This is a genomic window from Paenibacillus sp. 1182, assembly GCF_017833915.1.
GTDB lineage: Bacteria > Bacillota > Bacilli > Paenibacillales > Paenibacillaceae > Paenibacillus > Paenibacillus polymyxa_D.
The window spans coordinates 83146-109341 of record NZ_JAFICR010000015.1; the positions used below are offsets into that span (position 1 = coordinate 83146).

Consider the following 26196-nt stretch of genomic DNA (forward strand, 5'->3'; position numbering starts at 1 on the left):
TAGGAGATGCCACATTCTAATTGAATTAGCGTGTACGACGCACCCAGAAACGAAAAATGTCACTGCGGACATAATCGAGGGAATACAGCACCTGCCTGTTCATTTCATCATAGTGAAGCTGCTTCAATAGTAATACCGTAGCCTGCGGATGCTTCAGCAGACGTGTCATATGTGCGTCGTCATAGTTTGGAACGGTAAGCTCGGAATAGGCTCCAACAATTCGTACCCCCGCCTTGAACTCAAGACTCTGAAAAAGCGAGCCTGAAAAAGAGTCATCTTCCAAAATGGGAGCGGCTAATTTCTCTGGCATCCAGTTTATAGAGTGGGCTACAGCCTCTCCGTTGGCAGTACGTGTACGCTCTAGAGCAATCATGGGCTCATGCTCGGAAAATCTCATCTGTTCGGCAATATCAGGAGGACAAACCGAAATTCTCTGAATGGATTCCAGCTGCTCGTCTTCCCGTAGCCCTGCCGAACGAATCATGTCCCCGATGCTGTACAGGCGGTCCAGCGAGCTTGGAATACTCGGTAGCGGGCAAGTCGCAAACGTGCCACTCCCGTGTTTTACTAGTAACTTACCTTCCGATTCCAGTTGGCGAATAGCTCCCCGCAGCGTCGTACGCGAGACACGAAACGATTGGGAAAGTGCAGTTTCCGACGGCAGCCGATCCCCCGGACCCATTTGATTAACCTTCATATATTCTTCTATACGCCGCTTGATGTTCTCTTGTTTGGTTGACACCGTCCGAAGCCCAGCCTTTCTATTGTGTTAAGCCATATAAATCGGATTCGTAAAAGCAATCATCATCACGCAGTCTTCCATGCAGCCGTAAAGCTCCGCTCGTATCCAGCCCTTTCCTAGCGGGTCTTGCAATGACAGCGTATATTCTCCTGTTTGGGCAGGGATCTGAATCTCCGAGCATATGCCTTGACTACTTGTCAGCAGAAGACGAAGATTCTGAGGCTTGAGATTATAATGGGCTGCTCTTGCTTCTACATTCAATTGAACCGTCACAGATAGTGGATCCTCTACAGTCAGCTCTATACATTCGCCGATGTGATAACGATGTTCTCTGCCCTTAATCTGCGCCCACATCGTCAGTAGCGGTCCCATCGTAACTGACACTGAACCGTGGCGAATCGCCTCAACTGCCCGGCCTTCTAAACCTTCTCGCTCTTCTGCTTCATCATGAACCCCCAGATATGTAACAGCCGGAAGTGAATCATCCGGTTTAGATACATGCCAGTCCCGACCGCTTACGGCAGTGATGCGATACCCCTGATTCAACAAATCGGTCCACATGGCAAACGCCCGCTGGCTATCCCGCTTAATAGATGGCATCAGCGTTGACCAGACCTCTATATAATCCACCTCGTGCCAATCCTGAATCGTGTACTCCCAAAAGCACCCCGTACAGATCGGACTTCCGATCCTGAACGGATGGGCAATCCCTGCAATGCCTCCCTGCTCATGCACCTGCCGAATCCCCTCATGAATGTCATCTGGCCCCAGCACACGCCAGTCGATAAAGCGGTCAACCCCAAGCGTCAGCATATGCCCGTAAAAGGTCGTCCACTCCATCCCTGAAATGATCGGGAGACCGAACTGCCGCTGAACCCCTTCCTGATCCGCAAGTGCCGATTGCGTGTTGTGATCCGTCATAGCGATGCATTCAAGTCCCAGATCCACTGCGCTTTGAACAAGCTCCTCCAGCGTGTGCTTGCCGTCGCTGTGAAGCGTATGGGTGTGAAGCTCAGCTGGAATCCATTTAAGCATATGCTGCTTCCTCCCCCAATACATGAATTTGGTAGGCAAGCGTCTCGGTCACAACGGCATGCAGACTGACCGTAATCCGCCACATGCCCGCCGGATGATCTCCTGCAAGGAACCCCGGCGAAGCCGCAGACGAACCGAGCCAATGCTCCTGCTGCATCTCGGGACGGTGCGCATTTCCCCGGTGACGGACAGGATCATCGACAGACAGCGTTAATAAATTTTGCAGCGGTATATACTTCTTCCATAGATCGGATGAATGCCCCGACTCGTCGTATCCGTATTTGCACATGCTTTCCTCAATGATTCCTCGTGCTTGCTCTTGATCCTCCAATAACTTGGGCGTGTAAGAGAAGTGAATACGAATCGTTTCAGTCGGCTGCGGAATATGGAAGGAGTACGTAATATGGCTCTGGGTGCAGGTTCTATCGACCGTTCCCTCCACATACAGCAGCCTGCTCATGACTGCCCATCCTGGCTGGACGGTTCATCCACAACTTGCTTCACCATATCATTCACAGGATGTCCTTCATCACCCGACACGTCTTTGTCGGCTGTCCATAAAACACCTACGGGTTGAAGCCGCGTCAGCTCAATCACCCGGTCTGTATGAATACCTGGAAACTGCGGGAGATTATCCTCGTTTAACGTAAAGGCACACAGTCCAGCCACTTCCATGCTGTCCGCACCGCCTTCCAGCAATACGGCTCTAATTTCAGCTATATCCTCAAGCACAGCCTCTCCAGATAGCTTGACCGTGGTAGAAAAATGTGACTCTGCCCCCTCATAAGCGGCTCTAAACTCCCCGAGTCTCAGATCATGGTGGCATGATGAATACCACTGCTCCGAGCCGTGAAGACGAAGCTGGATATCGACGCATGCATCTTCCTCGCGCCGATTGAAGCCCGGCCTGAATCCTGGAGACGATTCTCTGCCTGAATCCCGTAAGGGACGTTTGGAAGTCTGGATAAACACATAGCTACGCTGGTGTGCAAGTGCAATGGAAGACGCTTGTGACGGCATTTCCAGCTCCTGCTGACGTTCCATCTCCCACCCAGTGACCTGATAGGCAAAAGGAAAACGGCTCATGACCGCCTCACGCGGCTCTTCCTCTGGTTTCCACTGGAAAGCAGGCGGCAGCATAAAACGATAGTCCGATGAAATGTCATCCTTAAAGTTTCCATTGGTTGTTGCGGATTGGAGAACAGGATGGCCACCCAGATCATAACTGCCATTAAACGCAGTCGTAATATGATGTGCCCCCTGGAAAACAGCTTCCAGAACATTGCCCCCTGCATCTAGCTCGACGCGGTACATCCATTCGATATCAGTGGTTCTTCCCCATTTGCTCATAAGCAGCGGCGCGGGCGTTCCCTCATCTTCATGGCTGAACATCATCTGGTATTCGATGACCGTCTTCCCCTCGTTCACTTCTATGGAATAGAACAAAACAAGTGGTGTATCCGTAAAGCGATTCTCATAGGGATGTGACAGATTGCGGCCATATAAAAGCGGGGTATGGCGATAAATCAGCGCTCTTGGAGAGGAATCAGCCACGCAGCGCATTTCAACCCCATCAATCCATGCTCGAGATACAAGCGGAGCCGATTCCAGTTCGCGAAATTCGGCATAGACCTCATAATCGCCTTCTTTTAGATATCCCAACAAACGGGTATACACTCCCTGACTGCTGCCATAGTACAAAATGACATCTTGATTATAGGCTTCATTCAGATAGAGACGTACGAAGGCAGATTCTCGATCTGCCGCAGCCCAGTCACTGTCTGATCTGGCGAACAGATCAAGCTCCGCGTATCCGTCTTCTGGCATGGAGAATCTAAACCGGAATCCGTTTCCCGGACTGAGTTCAACCTCAGCCTTGTGTAAGGCGATTCGATAACCGCAATCCAGCAAATCCTTTTCCCACACTCGCCCACTAAACCCGGTAATTTGCACCTCTGCTTGGCTGTTCATCCCTGTAACCTCCTTAGTGTATAACGACGGTCTAGCTGGCATCCGCATCCTTCACCATTGTTCGAATATAAAAGTAGCCCATAAAGGAACACAGTAAAAACATAAACACTGCCATTGCGCTGGCCGTATGCGTCTCCTGATAGCTGGAAAACACCTGCTGCATCGCAACACCCAACACTTGTGGTGAGTTGGCACCGATCAGGAAGGGAGCCGTAAAGCTGCCCATGATTCCCATGAAAATGAAGGTCACCGCAACCCACATCGTTTTATAGGAAAGGGGTAAAATAAAGCGACCAAACAGCTGCATCGTGCTGGCTCCAGCATCTCTGGCACTTTCGACGACAGCGTTTGGAATGCTGGCAAGTGCCGAGCTGAGCAGCATGGTTGCGAACGGAATGTTGAACCACAAATTAGCCAGCACCAGACCCTTGTAGTCATAAATAATCCTCGGGATCGTTTCAATTCCAAGCGGCAGCAAAAGACGTGCAGCCCAACCGTGATTGCCATACATGGTAATGATCGCATACGTTGCAATTACACCGGGAACAAACATCGGAATAAAATACAACCGGCCTATCCACTTCACGACAACCCCTTTGCCGAATCTCAGATAAATCGCCAAAGCATAGCTGATGACCAGAGTAAGGGCCGTCGAGACTAGCGTGACACTAATGGTATACATGATATTTCTACGCATGGCAGGTTCCGTGAACAGCCGAATATAGTTGGCCAGCCCGTAGCCCGTTCCATACTGATCAATCAAACTTTCCTTCACGGCATAGAGAATCGGAATAATAACGACGACCAGCAAAATGAGAAAAGACGGGATGACCAGGGCAAGCCCCAGCATCCCCCTTCTTGACAATGAACTCATGATCAACCGCCCGCTACTTCACTTTGCCAGCGTTTGTAGATTTCCTGCTGAAGCTCTCCGCTGTTAAAGCTGCGGTATCCAGAAGATACACTGTTGAATTTCTCTTGCAGCTCCGTTGGCATCAGATTCCACTTAATCCCCGGGTAGCCGTACATTTTATTAATAACCACCGTTTGCGCTTCAGGCGTCAGTATATAATTCAAGAATTCCTGAGTGGCTCCTTTTTTGGAGGAGAGCGAAGGAACCATCAGATAAGAAGGGCCTCCTGTAAAAGCAGGGTCGATCTGTGTCAGCTTCACCGTGTCTGGAAGTAGCCCTTTAGCCAGCTGCTCGAGCGCCATATCAGACCAGGCTGGAACCATATCAACCTCTCCACTCGCCAAAATATCAAGCGTGCCTTGGTTCTTCTTAGGATAGACTCCTTTTTGGTACATTGAAGGGCCCAGCTCCTTAAGCAGTGAGAAGCCTTGATCCCATTTCTTCATATTTGCCGGATCATCACTGTTCATCGCCTCTGGCGGAAGGAAATTATAGATCACCGTGTTCACAAACGAGCTGCCTGACCCACCCGTAGACGGATCGTTATAAGCAAACTTGCCTGGATGCTGGCGAATCCACGTGTACAGCTCGTCGGCTGTTTTCGGAGGCGTCGCTACTTTTGCACTGTTATAGGCAAGGACAACCGAAGAGGCACGATATGGAATGGCCTGATTGTTGACTTGCTTGAGATATGTTTCATCAACATTCTTCAAATTTGGAACCTTGGCAGCGTCAACCGTTTCCCACAGTTTCTCGCCTACCCCCTTGGTGATGTCATCCAGACTGCCTTCGTACAGGTCGATATCTGTATCGGTTTGCCCGCTTTTCTTGGCTGCAATCAGGCGATCCAGTGTAGATGCGCCTCCGGTCCCTGCTGGCAAATACACCAGTTTGACCTTAACGTGATCATTTTTAGCTTCAAAGTCCTTGATTAACGTTTCCCACAGCTCTTTGACGTTCAGAGACCCTCCAGTGTACAAGGAAATTTCCGTCGTTCCCGTAGCGGCCCCCGCTTTTGTAGACTTGGCTTCCCCTGTAGCCGTGGCGGCATTACCGCCGTTACCACAACCAGCCAACAACGATAAACTAAGTACCCCTGCCAAAACCAGACCCATATTCTTTTTCCCAAACACGTTGTTGCCTCCTTTAGATAGTTGCACAAGTTCGCAGCATCATCAGATGATGCGTTCGTGACGGACATTGATGCGATATAGAGGTTGATCGTGAATCTTCACTGTGCTGCTGGAAAAGTAACTATTTTACTGAAGCTGAATCTGATGTGCTCTCCACTGCGCAGCTCGGCCGCTCGTTCACGCGGCACAAACATTTTCAGATGATGGGTACCGCTATCCAGCGAAACTTCCGCATAATGCCCTAGAATCATCACTTGTCTGATTGTTCCGGCTAGAGAACCATTTTCTTCCGTCGTCAGAACAATATCCTCTGGTCTTACACCAACCATGGATTCACCTGTGTATTCATGCTCTTGTGCAAACGGTATTCCGCTCACAGAGACACTGCGACCTGTGCTCACCCCCTTTAATAAATTGATACGGCCAATAAAACCCGCTACAAAAAGGGACTGTGGCTTGTCATAAATCTCCTGCGGCGAAGAAAGTTGCTCAATCCGGCCCGCATTCATAACGACGATTCGGTCGGAAATGGACAGCGCCTCCTCCTGATCATGGGTGACGAACACCATCGTCATTCCTGTCTGGGTCTGAATATCACGCAGCTCCTCTCTCATCTCCATGCGCAATTTGGCATCAAGCGCGGAAAAAGGCTCGTCCAGCAGCAATACATCAGGCTTTAGCAGCAAAGCCCGAGCGAGTGCTACCCGCTGCTGCTGACCTCCCGAGAGCTGTCCCGGCGTTTTACGCTCTGCGCTCTCTAGCCGAACCAGCGCTAGCGCTTCCTTCACCTGACGGTCAATTTCTGTCTTCTTCACCTTTCGAATCTTCAACCCGAAAGCCAGGTTGTCATACACGGTCATATGCGGCCACAAATTATAGCTTTGGAACACCATAGCCGTCGGACGTTTTTCGGGCGGCAGCTTGAGTACGCTTTTACCCTGAATCTGAATGTCGCCACTGTCCGGGTCCAAAAAACCGCCAATGGAGCGAAGCACGGTTGTTTTACCACAGCCGGAAGGTCCCAGCAGTGTCACCAGCTCTCCCTTCATCACGTCAAGTGAAATGCCTTTGACTCCGTCTCCTGTCTTGAAGCGCTTGGTTAACTCTTGAATGGATAATTGAATGGGCATTAGCTTAGGCTCCTTTTTCAGGATTTTGCAAACTCCTCTTTTGACCAATTACGTTATTTCACCTGAAATCCGCCTGCCAGTACATCGGCACTTACAAAACGCTTGGCTGCCAATAGCAGAATGATCGTTGGCAGGGTTAGAATGACTGAGAAAACAGCACCTGTTGTGCTCGGATAATCAGCAATGATGGAATACATGATGACTGGCATTGTTTTATAGTCCGGCGTTCCGACAAGGAGTGTCCCTTGTGCTTCATCCAGTGAAGCAAGAAAAGTAAAGATGGAGGCGACCACAATGCCGGGCAGCGCCATAGGAAAGGTGATTTTCCAAAACACCCGAAAGGGTCCGGCTCCAGCATCCCGCGCCGACTCCTCCTGTGCGCGATGTACGCTGCGGAAGGCAGAGGATGGAATCCAGGTCATATACATGAGTGTGTTTACCATATGGATGAGCACAATGCCTGCAAAAGTGTTCATCAAACCGAATTGGTAGAATAGCACGGCAATGGACACATACAAACCCATTTTCGGAAAAGCATGCGTAAGCAGGAATGAGAAAAGGAACCACTTACTGAGCGGGAAAGAAATTCGTGCAAAGGCATAAGCAGCAGGAATACATACGATAATGGAGCAGACCGTAACGGTAATCGCAATCAGGAAGGATAGGGAAATCGAGCTGACTACATCATCCTGGGTAAGTACGAACTTCCACCATTCCAGTGACAAGCTCTGCGGGAGCGGTGCAGGATACTGCCATTTTCCTGAAACCGCCAAGAGGAGGAGATTGGTCAGAGGCCCCAGGAAAAAGATGACGAAAATGATAAGCACGATGAATTCAACAATTTTGCGTGTGCCGAGTGAGCGAAGATACCAGTTCATAATTCATCCCTCTCAAGACGTCTAGACGTCCAAATCTCTTTTCTATTTGGATTATAGAGAGGGTTTGTTATCACAAATCGACAAGGAAGATAAGATTATGTAAAGGGAAAGATACCATTTAACACTTCACAGAATAAAAAAAGAGAGAGGCTGCTAACAGCCTCTCTCTTTGAACATGTATTAATAGCTATATCATTCTTGTCCTACAAATAAATCGGAAGCACCTGATTCGTTTGATCACGATTACGCCCAACCGAGAAAATAGCAATTGGGATACCTGTCAGATCAGACACGCGTTGTACGTAATTGCGTGTAGTCTCAGGCAGTTCCTCCAGCGTTTTCACGCCAGTGATGTCTTCGCTCCAACCTGGCATTTCTTCATATACCGCTTCGCACTCCGCCAGCATTTTCAGGCTAGCCGGATAATGCGTAATCACCTCACCGCGGTACTTGTAACCTGTGCAAATTTTCACCGTTTTCAGGCCAGTCAATACGTCCAGCGAGTTCAGGGAAAGACCCGTTAATCCACTGACACGACGGGCATGGCGCACAACGACGCTGTCAAACCAGCCTACACGACGAGCACGACCTGTAACCGTACCGTACTCATGACCTGTTTCACGAATGTAATCGCCGACTTCATCGTTCAGCTCAGTTGGGAAGGGTCCATCGCCAACACGAGTTGTATACGATTTAGCTACACCGATGACTTGTTGAATCTTGGATGGACCCACACCGGAACCAATACATACGCCGCCAGCCGACGGGTTGGAGGACGTAACGTAAGGATACGTACCTTGGTCGATATCAAGCATAACGCCTTGCGCACCTTCAAACAGTACCTTTTGATTTGCGTCAATTGCATCATTCAACACGACAGATGTATCTCCTACATAAGGACGGATAAATTCAGCATATTCCAGATACTGTTTTAGTATTGCTTCTACATCCAATGGCTCGCCGCCATATACTTGTTCAATCACTTGATTTTTTTCTTTCGTTTGATGGCGCAGCTTCTTTTCGAATTCCTCTGCATCCAGCAAATCAGCAATACGAATACCGTTACGTGCAGCTTTATCCATATAAGCAGGGCCGATCCCTTTACGGGTAGTACCAATTTTGTTAGGACCTTTGCGGTCTTCTTCCAGCACATCCAGCGTCATATGGTACGGCATAATCACATGTGCGCGGTCACTAATGACCAGATTTTTTGTGGAAAATCCATTATCATGAATGTAAGTAATTTCTTCAATAAGAGCGGCTGGATTTACGACCATGCCGTTGCCAATAACACACTTTTTATCTTCATAAAAAACGCCGGATGGAATCAGGCTCAGCTTGTACTTTTTACCGTCAATGAGAATCGTATGACCAGCATTGTTTCCGCCTTGGTAACGGGCCACTACTTCAGCGCTTTCCGCCAGATAGTCCGTGATTTTACCTTTGCCTTCGTCTCCCCATTGTGTTCCCACAACGACTACAGTTGACATGTTTCATTCCTCCGTGGAGTGCCCACAGACACTCTGATTTTGAGCTGACACACTACGCATATCCGACTTCAACCGCCTGAGCGAGCAGATATGGAGCGCTCTCGGACAGCAGGAAAAAACGTCCGTCGCAGACATTCCGTAGGTTCGGAAAGCCCCGGGCGTAATGTTCTCCCCACTGCGTTGAAGCAGCACTATAAGTGTAACAGCACCATTTTTTAAAGTCAAATAAAAAGCGAACATTATATTACATGAAAATAGTATTGTTCGTAATTGAGAGTTTCATTCCTTATATGAAAATATGTGAATTCTATAAAAAAGGACCCCTTCGAGATCGCGAAATCCGCGTCGAAAGAGCCTTTTTTAATGATACTAATATGTTATCCGGCGAACGCATCCGAATGGGCACGCTCGTAATTAGCGAATTTATTATAATTTTTGAGAAAGACCAACTCTACCGTACCGACCGGGCCGTTACGCTGCTTGGCAATGATAATCTCAATAATATTCTTCTTTTCTGTTTCCTGATTATAGTAATCATCCCGGTACAGAAACGCCACGATATCAGCATCCTGCTCGATAGAACCCGATTCCCGCAAGTCACTCATCATCGGCCGCTTGTCTTGACGCTGCTCCACACCCCGGCTCAGCTGGGAGAGGGCAATTACAGGCACTTCAAGTTCACGAGCGATTTGCTTCAATGTCCGTGAGATTTCAGATACCTCCTGCTGCCGGTTCTCGCCTGCTTTGCCTCGTCCGTGAATAAGCTGCAAGTAGTCGATTACGATCATACCCAGTCCCTTTTCCGCCTTGAGACGGCGGCATTTGGCACGGATATCCGCCACAGTGATGCCGGGTGTATCATCGATATAGATTTCCGCCTCTGACAAGGCTGCAATGCCCATCGTCAGCTTCGCCCAATCGTCGTCGCCTTTAAACTCACCTGTCCGCATGACGTTCGCGTCCAGATTGGCCTCGGCACAAATCATCCGCTGCACGAGCTGAGCGGCCGACATCTCCAGACTGAAGATGGCTACTGTCTCCTTTGCCCGAACCGCAACATTTTGCGCAATATTCAGAGCAAACGCTGTTTTACCTACGGATGGACGGGCGGCCACAATGATCAAGTCATTGCGCTGGAACCCCGCCGTCATCTTGTCCAAATCAACAAACCCGGACGGAATCCCAGTCGTATTGCCCTTGTTCTGATGCAGCAATTCAACGCGGTCAAACACTTCCATCACGACATCGCGGATGGCAATAAAACCACTACCTGAGCGCCCGTTAGATATCTCCATAATCTTGCGCTCAGCATCGCTCAGCATACCAGCGACATCCTCGCCACTGCTATAGCCTTCGCTCACAATCTGCGTAGCTGCACGAATCAAGCGACGAAGCATCGCTTTTTCTTCAATGATCTGGGCATAGTAATCTACGTTAGCCGCTGTTGGCACCCCGTGAGCCAGCTTCGCCAGATAACTGACACCACCGATATCCTCTAGCTGTCCCTTGTCCTGAATTTTCGAGGTCAGCGTAACCAAGTCAATCGGCTGTCCGGATTCACCCAGCTCAATCATTGCTTCGTAAATCATCTGATGAGCCTTATCATAAAAGTCCTCGGTCTGCACCCGCTCCATTGCGGTAATCAGTGCTTCAGACTGGAGCAAAATAGACCCGATAACCGCCTGTTCAGCCTCCAGATTTTGCGGAGGAATCCGATCAAAAAATTCGCCGCCCATAATTATTCTTCAGTCACCTGTACTTTCAGCGTAGCTTTGACCTCAGGATGAAGCTTAACGGTCATTTGAGTCACGCCCAACGTACGAATCGGTTCTTCCAGCTCAATTTTGCGTTTGTCCAGCTTGATACCAGTTTTAGCTACTGCCTCCGCGATTTGCTTGCTTGTAATCGCGCCGAACAGTCGTCCACCTTCACCAGCCTTCGCCTTGAGCTGAACCGTTGTCTCTTCCAGCTTTTTGCCGAGCGCTTGCGCCTCTTCCTTTTCCTCTTGCTTGCGCTTTTCCTCAGCAGCATTCTGGTTTTCCAGCGTCTTCATATTTCCTTCTGTCGCTGGACGGGCAACACCACGCGGCAACAGGAAATTCGCTGCATAACCGTCCGACACTTCCTTAATTTGCCCCTTCTTGCCTTGGCCCTTCATATCTTTAATGAATATCACTTTCATTCAAATAACCCCTCTTCCCCATCAATTTCGGCCAGCACGTCGACCACTCTGCGCTTAGCTTCCTCCAGCGGGCAATCCAGCTGAACCGCCGCATTCGTCAGATGTCCTCCGCCGCCTAGCCGTTCCATGACGACCTGTACGTTCATGCGTCCGAGTGAACGGGCGCTGATCCCCACCAGGCCGTCAGGACGTTCACTGACCACAAAGGAGGCCAGTACATCCGTCATATTGAGTAATGAATCCGCCACCTGAGCAATCAGGAGCTGCGGTATTTTCTGTCCGGGCTCAGTTACCGCAATTGCGATATGCCCATATATCATTTTAGCATGCTTAATAATTTCCGCCTTAGCAATATATTCATCCAAGTCCTCTTTTAACATGCGCTGGATCATAACTGTATCTGCTCCGCTACGCCGTAAAAAGCCGGCTGCCTCGAATGTACGCGAGCCTGTATGCAGGGAAAAATGCTTGGTATCCACCGTAATCCCTGCCAGCAGTGATGTTGCCTCCAGCGGTGTCAGTTGGACCTTCTCATGAATATATTGCAGCAGCTCGGTCACCAGCTCACAGGCCGATGACGCATAGGGCTCCAAGTAGATCAGAACCGAATCGTTAATAAATTCCTCGCCCCGACGATGATGGTCAACAACAACCACCCGACTAGCTGTCTGCACCAGACGCGGCTCAATCGTCATGGAGGCCTTGTGCGTGTCCACCACGACCAGCAGACTGTGCTCAGTCATCAGCTGGAGCGACTGCTCTGGTGTCATGAGCGCTTGCGATAGATTCTCATCCTTGTTTACCTGCTCCATCATTCGGTCGATAGACGGATTGGATTTATCGAGTACGATATGTGCCTCTACATTGTAAAGTGCCGCAGCCTTCCACACACCGATGGCAGCTCCCACCGCATCCATGTCCGGTATTTTGTGTCCCATGATCAGCACGCGGTCGCTCTCCTGCATCAGATCACGCAACGCATGTGCAATCACTCGGGCACGTACTCTGGTACGCTTCTCGACAGCATTGGACTTGCCTCCGTAAAAGGACAGGCGTTGTCCCGCCTTCACTGCTGCCTGATCGCCCCCACGTCCAAGCGCCATATCCAGACTGGATTGGGCCAGCTCGCCTAGCTCCTTGATGCTCTCTGCACCGAAGGACAAGCCAATACTCAGTGTCATCGGTACTTTCAAATCCGCCGTCATTTCCCTTACGGTATCCAGAATGACGAATCGACTTTGCTCCAGCTCCTGAAGTGCTTTATGGTTTAGCATAATGAGATAACGCTCAGAAGATAATCGACGCAAATAAATATTGTACTGATTAGCCCAGGATGTAATCTCACTTGACACCTTCGCAATAAGCGCGGTGCGTTGCTGATCGTCCATCCCCTGAGCAGCCTCGTCCATATTATCGAGCATGACGATACCGAGCGCCAATCGCTCGTTTTCATACTGCTTGCGTAGCACCGCCAACTCCGTGACTTCATACAAATATATCAGACGCTCATCGGGCACGATCAGAAACTGATAATGACGCTCATCATGCTGTAGCTCCACCTTCAGCTCACGAGCAGGCTCCTTTGTTTCCTTTTTGGTGCTTAGGGCACCTGCGAGTTGAGGAAACAAATCATGAAGAGACTCACCAATCAGCGATTGCTCCTCAAACATCTCCCCGGCAAACCGATTGTGCCATTCTACCGTTCGATTTTCACTGTATAAAATGATGCCGAACGGCAATGTGCTAATCGCTTCCCCTTCCACCCGCTTGATCCGGAAGGAAAGACCGCTGATATATTGATTCAGTTCCCGACGAAAATCCAATTCCGTCTTCAGCATCAGCCCGCCGAGCAAGAATGACAGCAACAGTCCTATCACACCCAGTTCCCAGTTGTACATGGAAATACATATGACAAGGACCAGCAGCAGCAAAAACGCCCAGACCGTCTGATAGCCGTGCCAGCGTTTTTGTAGAAATTTAGGCATGACTGTTCACCCTATTTCTTTGATCTTGTAATAGCTTCACGCAGCGGAAAGGCCAAATCAATAATACCTATAATGCGGAGCGGCTGGAACACCAGAACGACGAGCGACAGCAGCAACGCAATCACCGGGCTCATTTTACGGCTATGCGTCCAGAAGTATACAAAACCAATTGTCTGGATAATAAAACATGCATGAATCAGCGGCAGCATACTAATGGAGACCATTTGAATCCAGCCGCTATCGGAAGACCCTGCTATCCATTCAATTACAATTGCCAGCAGATAATACCAGATCAGCGCGCGCGGTAGCCTCCACTCGCGGGCAGGCTTCATTTTGCGTACTGGTACATCGAGACTGCTCAATGCCGGACGTGCCAAAGCATGCGTAATCACTGCCAATATGAACGAGGTCACGATCAGCACATACGGAATTTTTCCAATCAGCATTGTGCCGAGTTTCTGCGTATCCTCTGCCGTCCAATTCATGTTTGAAAACATCGGATTAGCACTCAAAACCTGCTGTACAATACTTGCCGATATCGCAGCCTGATCACGAAGATACTGTGCAAGATCAAACCCAAAGGAATACGTGGCGATAAACAGAACAACCAACAACTCGGCTAAAATAATGCCCATTCCGGTCATCAACGCCTGAAAAGCAGGTCCTCCCTTTTTATATATCCGTCCCATCATGATTGAAGGAATCAGAAAATAAATCGCAGGGAGCAGCGAATACACATCGAGTAGCGCTATAATGAGCAGCACCGGTATGACGTGGACCAGAAATCCTTTGAAAGGCAGCGATGAAAACAATACAGCGCCAGGCACAATCAGCAAAAATACGGTAATGATTCTTAATGGTGTCAATAGAGTCAGCAGCAGAAGCAAATAAATGACGCTCCATGCTACAGTTGCCAAGCGGAATTTCAACGTTTTCACCTCTTACGCATATGTTCTTCCAGTGCGGAAATGTCCTGATACCAATCCTCCAGCTGGTGTCCTTCTTTTCTGTGCTTTCTTAGCTTGTCGATGAGTAGATCATCCAATTCACGGTAAGACACTCCAAGGCGCCTCCCCAAAATATAACTGCTCATCACTAAGCTCGCCAAGCAATCACCAATGCGGGCTGTACTGCCTTCCCACATTGCCTTAAACAAACGGGAGACTTGGTCCAGCACCTCTGTTTTAAGCCATTCAATAACCTTGGCTCGTTTAACTACATCCATTTCTTTAGGCATATGATGAAGAGTCACACCCCTCTGAAAAAGCTTTATTCTCCATTATAGCATATCCTATTCTGAAAATAACTGTAGGGTAAATTGTTATTTTCGGAGCAGCTTTGTTGCTTATTTTAGCTTGAAGTATTAAGCGATTCCCTGGATACAAATTTTTCACAATACTCAATAATCTGGCTCCGACGTACAATGCCAATAAACCGTTCCATATCATCTACAACGGGCACAAAGTTCTGTACCTTAGCCAAATTGATTAAATCCTCCATGTTAGCATCAATGGACACGGGCTTCATCGTAACCCGCAACGGAACGTCCTTAAGCATAAACTTAGAAGCGTTTTCAAAGGTGATTTTTCCCTCGGACTCTTTCATATGCCACAACAGATCACCTTCTGTAACCGTACCTGTATATCTACCTTCCTTATCTAAAATAGGAACCGCTGTAAAACGGTGATATTCCATCCGTTCCAACGTTTGCCGTAAAGTAGCATCCGCCGTTACACAAGCAACTTCCTGTTTGGGAAGCAAGAAAAAAGCGATATTCATGAGAAACGAATCCCCCTCAAAATCAAATATAAATCAATTGATTATTCACTGAATGTCCTGCTTGTCGGGAAGCCTCAGCGTCTGCGGGGTTGTATCGGAATCTAGCCAGTTGGCAATTATGAGTCTGGCATATTCAAGTTCCTGTTCATTAGCCCGGTCATAATACAGGCCCTTCTTCTTGAACCCTTCCCCCGTAATCGTAAAACTTGAAATTTGCGGATTCCCCTGTGAAATAGCCTGCTTGCCAAGCCCAGTAATAAAAGTAGGTTCCATGTCGGTTTTGAAATTGGCTCCCATAATATCGAGCAACTCTGGAATCTTGGTAATTCCGTTGATATTCAGCAGCTTATCCGCCATAGCGTTCAGGAAAATTTGCTGTCGTTTGGTACGATTGAAGTCGCTATCTTCCCGATATCTAACATAATACATGGCTTCCTCACCATTATAAAGCGGCTTGCCCGCCTCAATACGGAACTTGATATGCAGCGGATTCTTATTCTCAATGGGCTTGTCGATTGGAAGCACAACTCCACCCACCGCATTCACCGCATCCTGAATACCCTGGAAATTAATCGTAGCATAATAATCGGGCTTATGCTCCATCAACTTCTCTACTGTAGCCATGGACATATCTTCGCCTCCGAACGCATAAGCATGCCCCAACTTATCAAAATCATCCTCGCCATCGCGATTCGGATCATGTCCGGCAATCTGTACGTACGTATCCCTTGGAATAGAAACCAGAAGCACACGCGATTCCGCGGGCCGTACTACCGCATACATAACCGTATCCGAGCGACCACGCGCCTTTTCATTGGGTCTTTGATCCGTACCCAATAACAGTACCGAAAAAGGTTCCTTACGGTAAGCTACTGTCTCTTGCTGCTGCTGTTCCCCGGATTGTCGGGGCTGATAGGATTTCTCCAGCTTGCTTTCCAACGTCGGTGATACAAACCAGTCAAAAGCCACCAGTGTCAGCTGTTTGCGGAACAGGTAGCCTCCCAATGCAATCAAAAATAAAACAATACATGAAATATATAGAGCGGTAAACCTCTTTTTCTTTTTGGTCTTTCCACGGGTCCTTCTCCTATGTCTTCTCTCCATAACCGGTACCTTCCTTCTTTCCGTCACAAATCCCATCTCTTCATTAAACCGAATTGATCCCTCATGAAGCGAAAACTTCCCCTCAAAGCATAAAAGGTCTGCTACCTTGTTGTCAAAAGTGTCATGGCGTGGTCAGCTCCTCGAATTCATACCAAAAAGGGCCTCGACCTCACGGTCAAAGCCCCAATTCATGTTTTTATTCGTATCCTATGTAGCTTTCAAAGTCATTTTTCCCTTAATGTGGAGCCAGTTTCGCCAAATTTTGTAGTCGCACCGGAAAAGAAGTCGACAGGGCAAAACCATAATCGAACAACCTCCGGGTCTGCTCAAAACGCTCTTCCTTGCTCGGAGCACCCAGCACCACAGCAACTAGCCGTCTTCCATGCTGCTCAGCGGTACCCGTGAAGCAGTATCCAGCATCGCTTGTGTACCCTGCTTTCAGTCCGTCTGTTCCTGCATAAGAGTACGGTCCAGCCAAGGAAGGCAGCATCCAGTTCGTATTACTAATGTAGATGCCTTTATCCTTCAACTCCATCTGCGTACGACTGGACGTTCTCAAAATCTCCGGGTGTGACGTAATCAAATAGGAGGCCAACTTCGCCGTGTCGCTTGCTGTCATTTTCGTCTCTCCCTGAATATCCTCAGGGTGATTCGGCCCCAATTCACTCTGACCTGCACCAGAGGCATTGCTGAAGCGACTATCGGATGACAACCCAATTTGAGCAGCTTTTCCATTCATACGCTTCACAAAAGCTGATTCATTCCCTGCTGAACGCTCGGCTAACGCGACAGCGGCATCATTCGCTGAATACACAACCATACTCTGGAACAACTCGGATACGGTCATCCTTTCACCATACCGAAGAGACAGATTTACACCACCCACCGTACTCGCGTAACGGCTAATTCGCACTTCATCATTCCAACCTAACCGTCCGGCCCGAATATCCTCCAGCACCAATAGCTCGGTCATGAGCTTGGACATATTTGCGGAAGGCATAGGTGTATCACCGTTCACATCCATCAGCAATTCCCCAGTATGCATGTCCATCAGCACCGCTGCCTCTGCATCCACATTCGGCTTTCCGATCAACAGGCGGGGTCCAAGTGTAATAAAAATCAATATAATAAGTAACGGGACGACAATAGCCCAACGTATCCAGTGTTTTTTCATCATCGTAATAACCTCCATACTCTATTAGACGATGAAAAATCCATTTTGTCTGCAATTTTTCGAAAAAAAGATACAATTTTTTTACCTTTTTTATTCCACGCCAAAATATCCGTCAATTCTGCTTCAGGATGACGGATATTTTGCTGTCCTAATTATTATATTTTAGGCAAAGTGACAGGCTACAAAATGCTGATCGCCCGCATCGCGGTATACCGGAATCTCTGTTTTACAACGTGCTTCTGCCATAGGACAACGTGTATGAAACTTGCATCCTGAAGGCGGATTGGCCGGAGATGGGATGTCTCCTTTCAACACAATCCGTTGTCTCTTAATCGTGGGATCGGGAATCGGTACTGCCGATAGCAGCGCCTTCGTGTACGGATGAAGTGGATTACTGAACAGTTCCTCCTTGGAGGAAAGTTCTACCATTGAACCCAGATACATCACACCAATCCGGCTACAAAGATGCTCGACTACACTTAGATCATGCGAGATGAACAGATAGGTCAATTGGCGTTCCTGCTGCAAATCACTTAACAAGTTAATGATCTGGGCCTGAATAGACACATCCAGAGCAGATACCGGCTCGTCAGCCACAATAAAATCAGGATTCAAAATCAAAGCCCGTGCAATCCCGATCCGCTGACGCTGACCGCCAGAGAACTCATGCGGATACCGATCATAATGATACGAGGACAGGCCGCAAATATTCAGCGTTTCATTGACCTTCTTCCGCAGCTCACTACGATCAATCAACCCGTGATCCAGCAACGCCTCTCCAATGGCTTCACCGACCTTAATTCTCGGATTCAGTGAGCTAAAAGGGTCCTGAAAGACGATTTGCAACTTCGGACGAAGCGCACGAATCTGCTCTTTGTTTAACGCATGCAAGTCTTCTCCTTTATATCGTACCGATCCCTCTGTCTTATCCATCAATCTGAGAATTGTTCGTCCAATCGTACTTTTGCCGCAACCCGATTCTCCTACCAGACCGAAGGATTCACCCTTATGAATGTTAAAGGATACATCATCGACTGCTTTCACATGTCCGACAGTACGCTGAAAAATCCCGCCTGTGATCGGGAAATACTTTTTCAGCCCTTCCACTTGAATCAAAGGCTCGCTCATATCCGTTGCCCTCCTTCTTTCTCATATAGCCAGCAGGCAACCTTATGACCATTCTCCTTTTCATTCAAGGGAGGAGCCTGATCCTTGCAAATTTGCATACAATGGGAGCACCGATCATGAAAATGACAATTTTCCCCCAACTCAATCGGGTTTGGAACCTGTCCTGGGATGGAATACAGTCGATCCATTTTCTGATTAATGACGGGCTTCGCCTTTAGTAAGCCTTGAGTATATGGATGCTGCGGATTTTTAAACAGCTCAATGACAGGCGCCTCTTCAATGACGTTTCCAGCATACATAACGACCACATAGTCAGCCATTTCTGCCACAACGCCTAAGTCGTGCGTGATGAGCATAATGGAGGTTTTAAGCTTATCCTTCAAATCCCGCATTAAATCCAGAATCTGCGCCTGAATCGTAACATCCAGTGCCGTTGTTGGTTCATCCGCAATCAATAGCTTCGGATTACAGCTTAATGCGATGGCAATCATGATCCGCTGGCGCATACCGCCACTCAATTCATGAGGATAGGAATGAAATATTTCTTCCGATCGTGAAATCCCCACCAAATTAATCAGCTCAATTGCCCGAGCATGTGCTTCTCTTTTACTCATTAATGTATGCATCAGCAATGGCTCCGTGATCTGTTCCCCAATCGTAAGCACGGGATTCAGAGAAGACATGGGCTCCTGAAAAATAATCGAAATGTCATTGCCGCGAATCTGCTGCATTTGACCTTTATTAAGCGTTAAGAGGTTTTTGCCCTCAAACCAGATTTCACCGTCTGAGGTGTGGGGAGAATCAATCAGCCGCATCATCGTCATCGCTGTTACACTCTTACCGCAGCCAGATTCCCCTACCACACAGAGCGTTTCACCCTCACGAATTTTAAAACTGACGTCATTGACCGCTTTGACAGTTCCGCTAGAGGTATGAAAGTGGGTTTTCAGGTTACGAAATTCAATCAAAGCATTTTTCATAAACGTTCGTCTCCTACTTCTTCATTTTAGGGTCCAGTGCGTCACGCAAACCGTCGCCAATCAGGTTAATCGCTACAACTGTAATGAGAATACACATTCCCGGTGGAACCCATATCCAAGGCCGTTTGCGGAAGTCAATTAGGTTATTCGCAGCCGATATCATATTCCCCCACGAAGGTGTGGGCGGCACAACACCGATTCCCAAGTAGCTGAGCGCAGATTCTGTAATAATCGCACCCGCTACTCCAAGCGTAGCCGTAACAATAATGGTAGGAATCGTGTTCGGCAGCAAATGCCGGAATATTTTGCGACGGTCTCTCAAGCCTAGCGCTTCCGTCGCCTGCATGAACTCCTGTTCACGCAGCGTAAGAATCTGCCCTCTGACCAGACGGGACAAGCTAGTCCAGCTCAGGACCCCGATAATGAGCATCAGAAAATAAATGCGATTCGACGGATCGACCTTCAAATCCGACAGAACAGCACCTAAAATAATAAGTAGCGGTAATGTAGGGAGTGCCATGAAAATATCGGCAATCCGCATAATAACCGTATCCACGCCTTTACGATAAAACCCTGCCAGCGCACCCAGCGTTGCGCCGATCATGACCGAAATAAACGTGGCGACCAGCCCTACCGTCAAGGAAATACGGCCAGCCAGCATTGTTCGCAGCAAAATATCTCTACCAAACTTATCCGTACCGAGCCAGTACTTAGCATTAGGCGATAAGTTTTTGTCAGCTAGCCTGTAATCATCTAAATGATAAGGTGAAATCATCGGTCCAAAACTACAAATGACAACCATCAGAATTAATATAACGAGACCAGCCAAAGCCAGACGGTTTTGGTTAAAACGGCGAACGGCGATTCTCCATGGAGACGCTTCAGGACGGATCGCCGCCTTTTGATTCGTTTCAATCGTGACTGTTTCTGCGGACAATAGTATCCCTCCTACTTCAAGCGAATTCTTGGATCTGCCATGCCATACAATACATCAGAGAGCAAATTACCGATAAGCGTAAGTAACGCTAAGAAAATCGTGAAGCCCAACATAAACGGATAATCCCGCATACTAATCGACTCCAGATAAACCTGACCCACACCTGGCCACACAAATACCTTCTCCAGAATCATCGCCCCGCCAAATAAGGCCGGAAGCTCGAAGCCGAGTAGTGTGATGGCTGGAATCAGTGCATTGCGCAGTGCGTGCTTGAAAATAACTGTCCGTTCCTTCAAGCCTTTGGCGCGTGCGGTACGAATATAATCCTGACGAATGACCTCCAACATGCCTGTACGGAAATACCGGGTCAGGCTTCCTGTGCTCAGCATCGTAAGTACGAGTGTCGGCAGGAACATATGCTTGAGAACATCCACCATATAAGCCCATGAGCCTGGCTCCATCCCTGCTGTGGTCATGCCCCCAACCGGGAGAATTCCCCACTCCAGGGCAAATATTTTGATGACCAATAGACCAATAAAAAATGAAGGCAGCGACATACATAAGAAAATAAATAATGTGACAAACTTATCGAATAACGAATATTGGAACTTGGCTGAAAATACCCCTGCAATAACCGCAATCAACCAGCTGAAAATAAGACTAAAAAAAGCGATAATAAATGAGTTCCATACATAATTGCCAATGACCTTCGTTACCGGCTGCTTATGCTGTAATGAATCCCCCATATTCCCCTTTAACATATTACCGGCCCATATAAAATAGCGTTGGTATTCCGGTTTATCCAGCCCGTAGATATGTCGTAGCTGCTGCGCCTTTTCGGCGGTCATATTTGGGTTCTGCTTGGCTGTAATATAATCACCCGGCACCATGGCTGAAATCGCAAATACGATAATAGATATGCCAATAAGTGTGGGGATGAGTTGCAGCAGTCTTCGAATAATGTACTGCTTCATATTCATTCCTCCAGACGAATAAAGTGATATGCCCAGCTCGTGAGAGCTGAGCATACGTTTGGCAACCCTTATTGAGCGATCTGAGCGTTATGCAGAGTGAACTCAAAATCTTTGTATGGAGTAATTTCTAAGCCAGATACACGTCCATTAACTGGCCACATATCTCTGCGTTGGTACATAAAAATAGTTGGCAGATCTTTGTTCAATTCTTGATAGAGCTGTTTGTAAATCTGTTTCCGTTTCTCTTGATCCAGCTCATGCTTACCAGCAAGCGTTAGTTCATCGACCTTCTTATTGGAATAGCCGATATCATTTTGTGCACCATTCGTAATAAAAGTTGTTGTATCCGGGTCTGGAGTTAAGCCCCAAGCCGCGAAGAACATATCGAACTTGCCTGTATCCTTTTTATCCATAATGGCGTTAAAATCTAAAGTTTCGGAAGTCAGCTTGATGCCTAGCTCCTTATAGTTATTGGACATGATCGGTAGCAAGGCCTCTACAACTGGATTATCAGCAGTCGCAGAGAAGTTAATGGTCAGCTTTTCTCCGCCCTTTTCGCGAATTCCGTCAGCACCAACCTTCCAGCCTGCCTCATCCAGCAAAGCCTTCGCCTTAGCTGTATCAAATTCATATTTGTTGATACCTTCATCCGTATAAGACCAAGATTCTGTAGATTGTGGAATGTTAATAACATTCGCATATGGACCATACACGCCCTGCACAATCTCTTTGCGGTTCAAACCAATCGTTAGAGCTTGACGTACTTTAGGGTCCTGAAATTTCTTTTCCTTGTGATTAAACGCTATATATCCATAGCCATTTGTCGGCATAATATTCACGTCCAAGAAGCCTAGAGCCTTTAATTCCTCTACATTGTCTTCCGTAACTGTGATGTTGTCCATGTCCGTTTCGCCCGTTTGCAGCATAGACAGGTTCGTTTCTTCTGTTGTTGTTTTAAAAATAACTGATTTCACCTTTGGTGCGCCTTTAAAGTAGTTTGGATTCGCATCCAATACGACTTGTTGACCTGGGGAGAAGCTCTTCAGTACGTACTGACCAGAGCCGATCGGCTTATTATTAAGCGCCTTGATGCTGTCCAGGTTACCTTTTTTAAATCCTTTTCCGTAATAAGCTTCTGGCATAAAGTATTGCTCACCCAGAAAATCCTTCGTATACGCTGTTGCTTCTGTAACGGTGACCTCTACTGTATTATCATCAATGACCTTGATCCCCGAGATATCATTTGCTTTTCCATCGTGATATTCTTTACCGCCTTTAATCTTAAAAGACAATACATCGGTTTCTCCATCATAATTCGGATCATGCAGCACTTTGAGTACAAAAGCATAATCCTTTACGGTTACTGGGGTGCCGTCACTATACTTCACACCTGGTTTCAGATGGAATGTGTATTTTAGACCATCCGGCGATACATCAACCTTTTCAGCCAAACTATTTTCATATGTACCATCCGCCTTCACCTGTAAGAAGGAATCAAATACTGTTCTGACTACATATAAATCGTAAGTCGTTTGCCAGAATAGCGGGTTGAATACCCCTTTAGGTGATGTCATACCTACTACAATGTTATCTTTCCGATTAGTCGCTCCCGGAGGGTTTTGCGACAGATCAGTTGCTTTAATAACGCCCTCCGTAACAGGTGCACTTGCTTCATTTCCCTCTGTTTTATTGCCCGCATTGCCTTGCTGTGGCTGTGCCTCATTGGCACCTCCGCTACATCCTGCAAACAGAACACCAACGATCGTAAGCATCATAAGCAAAGAAACCCATTTCTTCGTCTGCATCATCCTGTTAATCCCCCTTAGTCGGTTCTTTATTTAACAGCCTGTCTCATTCCTGCGGTGATTCGTTAAAGCTTGAGGTTTGAAAATGAAGTTTGCACATCCTCCTTACTATCTTTAATAGCGTAAACACGTGTTTTAGACCTCTGGTCAATTTTGTGCGTTAACAACCATTACATTTTTATTAAGGTTTATCTTAAGTGTAAAATAATATCACGTCAATATCTTTTTTTATGTAATATAAAAATGCAAAATATCTATTTATGTAAACTTTATGAATTTTACTTGTGGAAAATGACAAAAAACAAGATTACATGTAATATAAAATAACATTCCGGGAGGCTAAATTGTTTACTCTGGCGAGTTGAGGAGCTTGTAATTTCACAAGCCATTAAAAGGTATACTATGGTTTATGGGTAAACATGGATTGTATTATTAGTAAGTTACAATAGATGGCACTTGTTGTCAATATAAAAGATCACGAAAAAAGACGCTCCCGGGATCGGGAACGTCTCTTTTTTCCACCCACTACTATTCAGTAGTGTAAGGAAGCAATGCGATTTGACGGGAACGTTTAACAGCGATTGTCAACATACGTTGATATTTCGCGCTTGTTCCAGTCACACGACGAGGAAGAATTTTTCCACGTTCGCTGATGAATTTTTTAAGCAGGTCTGTATCTTTATAGTCAATGTGAGTAATTTTGTTCACAGTGAAGAAACATACTTTACGACGTTTGTTGCGACCACCACGACGAGCTGGTCTTTTGTTATCGTCTCCGCCTTCTCTTTGTCTGAAGCCCATTCTTTGTCAGTCCTTTCCCAATTAAAATGGTAAATCATCATCCGAAATATCGATCGGTTTTCCGTCATCGGAAAAAGGATCCTGATTGTTTCGCGAGTTATTATTCCCGCGTCCACTATTGCTGTTACCGCCTCCGAAAGGAGACTCCTCACGCGCAGCTCCACCGCTATTGCCGCCACCGTTACCGCCATCGCGGTTAGATTCCAAGAAACGCACATTATCAGCTACAATTTCAGTCACGTATACACGTTTTCCTTCATTGTTCTCATAATTACGCACCTGAACACGGCCTTCAACAGCCGTTAAACGACCTTTGCGAAGATAGTTAGCGCATGTTTCAGCAAGCTGACGCCAGGTTACGATCGGCAAGAAATCCGCTTCCCGTTCGCCGCCTTGACTCGTAAACGGACGGTCTACAGCCAGGGTGAACTGGGTTACTGCTACACCAGACGGTGTATAGCGCAGCTCTGGATCTTTGGTCAAACGACCGATCAGAATGACACGGTTCAACAATCCAATCCCCTCCTTTGAGCGTTGTTCATTACATAATCACGTACAATAATTAAGCTACGTCGTTCGTAATGAGATAACGAATTACTTCGTCAGAAATTTTCATGATACGCTCAAGCTCAGTAACAACAGCAGGTTCTGCTGTGAAGTTTACCAGAACGAAAGAACCATCACGGAATTTCTTGATCTCATACGCAAGACGGCGTTTAGTTACATCGTGACTCGTAATTTCGCCACCGCCGTTAGAGATGATACCTTGGAATTTATCGACTGTCGCTTGAACAGCTTCTTGTTCAATGTCAGGACGAATAATATACATCGCTTCATATTTGCGCATTCTTTACACCTCCTTATGGACATAAGGCCCTCAATCTCAGTTGAGAGCAAGGAACGAGCCTAAGCTCGCACTAAAACAGTTTACCAAATCGAGCAACTGAATGCAACCTACAAATTCAATACACAAGCCTACCACGGCTAAATACACCTGCATATCATTAGCTTTATACAATTTTATAGAACATCAAAAATTTCGCATATATAAAGGAAATCATTTGATTCACTCACTATCTGTATACCCGATTTCGCATGTTTCTGTTCAAGACAGCGCACAATAACCGTTGCAGTTCAAATTCATTTATCTAAGGAGGCACCACCGTATGGGTGAAAAGACTGAGTTCGAACCAGGGGATAAGGTCCCAAACGACGGCGTATACATGGAGGTCGGAGAAAAGAGCTTCCATACTGAAATCCAAAATCCGCAGCAGGTAACGCTGGAAAGAGGCGATTCTTTTCCGGAGACCGCCAACCATAATCGCAAATGGAAGAAAAAAACGAAAGCTCGTGTCCACTAATGTATATTTCCTCGGAATCCTGGCCATATTATGATTAGGCGATACAACAGAGAGGTGTGGTTCCGTTGGACGACGTAGCCGGACAAACTGTTAGGAGATCCATTCCGGGCATTAGAAGCGTTAGGTTTGTGTAAAAGGACACTGTCTTTTCAACACGGTATTGCTTGTCAGTACACCGAGTTTCATGATGTGATTGGACAGATCGTATCCTGTTAAAAATGTATCGCCTACGATGGAGGACCTTTGTGGTCCTCCTTTGTTGCATTATCGGACTTTTTGCATATCCTGGTAAAATGCAGATTAATTCAGCTCCTTCTGCTAGAATATATCCAAGTACAAAGACCTACTATCTACGGAGGTTTAAAGATGAGCTATTCTCGAATATTAAAGTGGATATCAGGTATATTCGAATTGGTGCTTGCCGTACCGATTGTGGGGGGAGCTATTGTCATGGGGACCGGCTACTCAGCTCTGGGATTTATGCTTGTCCTGCATGCAGTAACACTTATCCTGTCGTTACGCAATCAGGAAGCGATCTACGGCTCCGTATGGGGAGTACTCACTTCTTTGCTGGCCTGGATACCCTTTGTAGGCTGGGCTCTCCATTTGATTGCAGCGATCCTTCTGATGATCTCTGGCTCAAAAAAAACAAAACGCTATCATTACCCGCCTAACCAGCTATAACAAAAGAGTG

The 26196-nt window shown here is 47.2% G+C and carries 27 protein-coding genes; 2 read left to right on the top strand and 25 right to left on the bottom strand.

The annotated features are described in order from the left end of the window. Nucleotides 1–25: 25 nt before the first annotated feature. From JOD82_RS29645 to rpsF, 25 genes are all read right to left on the bottom strand, one after another. Nucleotides 26–742, bottom strand: coding sequence for a GntR family transcriptional regulator (locus JOD82_RS29645; RefSeq protein WP_029518938.1), 717 nt, complete (start codon nucleotides 740–742; stop codon nucleotides 26–28). Nucleotides 743–769: 27 nt separating this feature from the next. Beyond that, the gene (locus JOD82_RS24465) at nucleotides 770–1777 is read right to left on the bottom strand and encodes a CehA/McbA family metallohydrolase (protein WP_029518939.1); all 1008 of its coding nucleotides are present in this window, start codon (nucleotides 1775–1777) and stop codon (nucleotides 770–772) included. Beyond that, nucleotides 1770–2237, bottom strand: a complete 468-nt coding sequence (locus JOD82_RS24470; RefSeq protein ID WP_069012365.1) for a hypothetical protein — start codon at nucleotides 2235–2237, stop codon at nucleotides 1770–1772. The genes JOD82_RS24465 and JOD82_RS24470 overlap by 8 nt, the downstream gene beginning before the upstream one ends. Then, the gene (locus tag JOD82_RS24475; protein ID WP_209950124.1) at nucleotides 2234–3748 is read right to left on the bottom strand and encodes a hypothetical protein; all 1515 of its coding nucleotides are present in this window, start codon (nucleotides 3746–3748) and stop codon (nucleotides 2234–2236) included. The genes JOD82_RS24470 and JOD82_RS24475 overlap by 4 nt, the downstream gene beginning before the upstream one ends. Nucleotides 3749–3779: 31 nt before the next feature. Then, entirely contained in the window at nucleotides 3780–4622 is an 843-nt protein-coding gene (locus tag JOD82_RS24480; RefSeq protein ID WP_209950125.1) for an ABC transporter permease, read from the bottom strand. Nucleotides 4623–4624: 2 nt separating this feature from the next. Next, entirely contained in the window at nucleotides 4625–5794 is a 1170-nt protein-coding gene (locus tag JOD82_RS24485; protein ID WP_209950126.1) for an extracellular solute-binding protein, read from the bottom strand. A gap of 98 nt (nucleotides 5795–5892) precedes the next feature. Then, complete coding sequence (locus tag JOD82_RS24490) at nucleotides 5893–6924, bottom strand: ABC transporter ATP-binding protein (protein ID WP_029518944.1); 1032 nt, start codon at nucleotides 6922–6924, stop codon at nucleotides 5893–5895. Between the two features lie 53 nt (nucleotides 6925–6977). Further along, nucleotides 6978–7802 (bottom strand): ABC transporter permease, encoded by an 825-nt coding sequence (locus tag JOD82_RS24495; protein WP_069012367.1) that lies wholly within the window; start codon nucleotides 7800–7802, stop codon nucleotides 6978–6980. A 203-nt stretch (nucleotides 7803–8005) separates the two neighbouring features. Further along, nucleotides 8006–9292 carry an adenylosuccinate synthase gene (locus JOD82_RS24500; protein WP_029518946.1) on the bottom strand — a complete coding sequence of 429 codons (1287 nt, stop codon included), beginning with the start codon at nucleotides 9290–9292 and terminating at the stop codon, nucleotides 8006–8008. Nucleotides 9293–9669: 377 nt separating this feature from the next. Next, nucleotides 9670–11028: a replicative DNA helicase gene (gene dnaB / locus JOD82_RS24505; RefSeq protein ID WP_013373892.1), complete on the bottom strand. Its 1359-nt coding sequence runs from the start codon at nucleotides 11026–11028 to the stop codon at nucleotides 9670–9672. 2 nt (nucleotides 11029–11030) lie between these two features. Beyond that, nucleotides 11031–11474 carry a 50S ribosomal protein L9 gene (gene rplI / locus JOD82_RS24510; RefSeq protein ID WP_013312788.1) on the bottom strand — a complete coding sequence of 148 codons (444 nt, stop codon included), beginning with the start codon at nucleotides 11472–11474 and terminating at the stop codon, nucleotides 11031–11033. Continuing rightward, nucleotides 11471–13459, bottom strand: a complete 1989-nt coding sequence (locus JOD82_RS24515; protein WP_209950127.1) for a DHH family phosphoesterase — start codon at nucleotides 13457–13459, stop codon at nucleotides 11471–11473. Before JOD82_RS24515 ends, rplI begins: the two co-directional genes overlap by 4 nt. A gap of 11 nt (nucleotides 13460–13470) precedes the next feature. Further along, nucleotides 13471–14388, bottom strand: a complete 918-nt coding sequence (locus JOD82_RS24520; protein ID WP_209950128.1) for a DUF2232 domain-containing protein — start codon at nucleotides 14386–14388, stop codon at nucleotides 13471–13473. 5 nt (nucleotides 14389–14393) lie between these two features. After that, on the bottom strand, nucleotides 14394–14696 hold the full coding sequence (locus JOD82_RS24525) for a MazG-like family protein (RefSeq protein WP_013312791.1): 303 nt from the start codon (nucleotides 14694–14696) through the stop codon (nucleotides 14394–14396). Nucleotides 14697–14809: 113 nt separating this feature from the next. Further along, nucleotides 14810–15238 carry a CBS domain-containing protein gene (locus JOD82_RS24530; RefSeq protein ID WP_013312792.1) on the bottom strand — a complete coding sequence of 143 codons (429 nt, stop codon included), beginning with the start codon at nucleotides 15236–15238 and terminating at the stop codon, nucleotides 14810–14812. Between the two features lie 45 nt (nucleotides 15239–15283). Continuing rightward, nucleotides 15284–16342 (bottom strand): LCP family protein, encoded by a 1059-nt coding sequence (locus JOD82_RS24535; protein ID WP_069012453.1) that lies wholly within the window; start codon nucleotides 16340–16342, stop codon nucleotides 15284–15286. Between the two features lie 235 nt (nucleotides 16343–16577). Beyond that, nucleotides 16578–17519 (bottom strand): D-alanyl-D-alanine carboxypeptidase family protein, encoded by a 942-nt coding sequence (locus tag JOD82_RS24540; RefSeq protein WP_069012452.1) that lies wholly within the window; start codon nucleotides 17517–17519, stop codon nucleotides 16578–16580. Between the two features lie 159 nt (nucleotides 17520–17678). Further along, nucleotides 17679–18644, bottom strand: a complete 966-nt coding sequence (locus JOD82_RS24545; protein WP_013312795.1) for an ABC transporter ATP-binding protein — start codon at nucleotides 18642–18644, stop codon at nucleotides 17679–17681. Then, nucleotides 18641–19624 (bottom strand): ABC transporter ATP-binding protein, encoded by a 984-nt coding sequence (locus JOD82_RS24550; RefSeq protein ID WP_069012451.1) that lies wholly within the window; start codon nucleotides 19622–19624, stop codon nucleotides 18641–18643. Before JOD82_RS24550 ends, JOD82_RS24545 begins: the two co-directional genes overlap by 4 nt. Before the next feature lie 13 nt (nucleotides 19625–19637). Beyond that, nucleotides 19638–20561, bottom strand: a complete 924-nt coding sequence (opp4C, locus tag JOD82_RS24555; RefSeq protein WP_029518954.1) for an oligopeptide ABC transporter permease — start codon at nucleotides 20559–20561, stop codon at nucleotides 19638–19640. Between the two features lie 11 nt (nucleotides 20562–20572). Further along, nucleotides 20573–21535 carry an ABC transporter permease gene (locus JOD82_RS24560; RefSeq protein WP_023991143.1) on the bottom strand — a complete coding sequence of 321 codons (963 nt, stop codon included), beginning with the start codon at nucleotides 21533–21535 and terminating at the stop codon, nucleotides 20573–20575. A gap of 68 nt (nucleotides 21536–21603) precedes the next feature. Further along, nucleotides 21604–23343: an ABC transporter substrate-binding protein gene (locus JOD82_RS24565; RefSeq protein ID WP_209950129.1), complete on the bottom strand. Its 1740-nt coding sequence runs from the start codon at nucleotides 23341–23343 to the stop codon at nucleotides 21604–21606. A 525-nt stretch (nucleotides 23344–23868) separates the two neighbouring features. Continuing rightward, entirely contained in the window at nucleotides 23869–24141 is a 273-nt protein-coding gene (gene rpsR / locus JOD82_RS24570) for a 30S ribosomal protein S18 (protein ID WP_013312800.1), read from the bottom strand. A gap of 21 nt (nucleotides 24142–24162) precedes the next feature. Then, a complete protein-coding gene (gene ssb / locus JOD82_RS24575) occupies nucleotides 24163–24654 on the bottom strand; it encodes a single-stranded DNA-binding protein (protein ID WP_013312801.1) in 492 nt (163 codons plus the stop codon). Nucleotides 24655–24703: 49 nt separating this feature from the next. Continuing rightward, nucleotides 24704–24988 (bottom strand): 30S ribosomal protein S6, encoded by a 285-nt coding sequence (gene rpsF, locus JOD82_RS24580; RefSeq protein ID WP_013312802.1) that lies wholly within the window; start codon nucleotides 24986–24988, stop codon nucleotides 24704–24706. A 319-nt stretch (nucleotides 24989–25307) separates the two neighbouring features. Between rpsF and JOD82_RS24585 the strand changes: the two genes are divergently transcribed. Continuing rightward, nucleotides 25308–25502 (top strand): YjzC family protein, encoded by a 195-nt coding sequence (locus JOD82_RS24585; RefSeq protein ID WP_013312803.1) that lies wholly within the window; start codon nucleotides 25308–25310, stop codon nucleotides 25500–25502. A gap of 366 nt (nucleotides 25503–25868) precedes the next feature. Further along, nucleotides 25869–26186 (top strand): hypothetical protein, encoded by a 318-nt coding sequence (locus JOD82_RS24590; protein WP_013312804.1) that lies wholly within the window; start codon nucleotides 25869–25871, stop codon nucleotides 26184–26186. The last annotated feature ends 10 nt before the right edge of the window (nucleotides 26187–26196 follow it).

Coding starts and splice junctions, on each gene's coding strand:
- JOD82_RS24500 (WP_029518946.1), bottom strand. CDS start 9,292: ATGTCAACTGTAGTCGTTGTGGGAACACAATGGGGAGACGAAGGCAAA.
- rpsF (WP_013312802.1), bottom strand. CDS start 24,988: ATGCGCAAATATGAAGCGATGTATATTATTCGTCCTGACATTGAACAA.
- JOD82_RS24495 (WP_069012367.1), bottom strand. CDS start 7,802: ATGAACTGGTATCTTCGCTCACTCGGCACACGCAAAATTGTTGAATTC.
- JOD82_RS24540 (WP_069012452.1), bottom strand. CDS start 17,519: ATGATGAAAAAACACTGGATACGTTGGGCTATTGTCGTCCCGTTACTT.
- JOD82_RS24590 (WP_013312804.1), top strand. CDS start 25,869: ATGAGCTATTCTCGAATATTAAAGTGGATATCAGGTATATTCGAATTG.
- JOD82_RS24465 (WP_029518939.1), bottom strand. CDS start 1,777: ATGCTTAAATGGATTCCAGCTGAGCTTCACACCCATACGCTTCACAGC.
- JOD82_RS24560 (WP_023991143.1), bottom strand. CDS start 21,535: ATGAAGCAGTACATTATTCGAAGACTGCTGCAACTCATCCCCACACTT.
- JOD82_RS24475 (WP_209950124.1), bottom strand. CDS start 3,748: ATGAACAGCCAAGCAGAGGTGCAAATTACCGGGTTTAGTGGGCGAGTG.
- rplI (WP_013312788.1), bottom strand. CDS start 11,474: ATGAAAGTGATATTCATTAAAGATATGAAGGGCCAAGGCAAGAAGGGG.
- JOD82_RS24490 (WP_029518944.1), bottom strand. CDS start 6,924: ATGCCCATTCAATTATCCATTCAAGAGTTAACCAAGCGCTTCAAGACA.
- rpsR (WP_013312800.1), bottom strand. CDS start 24,141: ATGGGCTTCAGACAAAGAGAAGGCGGAGACGATAACAAAAGACCAGCT.
- JOD82_RS24585 (WP_013312803.1), top strand. CDS start 25,308: ATGGGTGAAAAGACTGAGTTCGAACCAGGGGATAAGGTCCCAAACGAC.
- JOD82_RS24470 (WP_069012365.1), bottom strand. CDS start 2,237: ATGAGCAGGCTGCTGTATGTGGAGGGAACGGTCGATAGAACCTGCACC.
- JOD82_RS24550 (WP_069012451.1), bottom strand. CDS start 19,624: ATGAAAAATGCTTTGATTGAATTTCGTAACCTGAAAACCCACTTTCAT.
- JOD82_RS24545 (WP_013312795.1), bottom strand. CDS start 18,644: ATGAGCGAGCCTTTGATTCAAGTGGAAGGGCTGAAAAAGTATTTCCCG.
- JOD82_RS24535 (WP_069012453.1), bottom strand. CDS start 16,342: ATGGAGAGAAGACATAGGAGAAGGACCCGTGGAAAGACCAAAAAGAAA.
- JOD82_RS24525 (WP_013312791.1), bottom strand. CDS start 14,696: ATGCCTAAAGAAATGGATGTAGTTAAACGAGCCAAGGTTATTGAATGG.
- JOD82_RS24480 (WP_209950125.1), bottom strand. CDS start 4,622: ATGAGTTCATTGTCAAGAAGGGGGATGCTGGGGCTTGCCCTGGTCATC.
- JOD82_RS24565 (WP_209950129.1), bottom strand. CDS start 23,343: ATGATGCAGACGAAGAAATGGGTTTCTTTGCTTATGATGCTTACGATC.
- JOD82_RS24530 (WP_013312792.1), bottom strand. CDS start 15,238: ATGAATATCGCTTTTTTCTTGCTTCCCAAACAGGAAGTTGCTTGTGTA.
- dnaB (WP_013373892.1), bottom strand. CDS start 11,028: ATGGGCGGCGAATTTTTTGATCGGATTCCTCCGCAAAATCTGGAGGCT.
- JOD82_RS24515 (WP_209950127.1), bottom strand. CDS start 13,459: ATGCCTAAATTTCTACAAAAACGCTGGCACGGCTATCAGACGGTCTGG.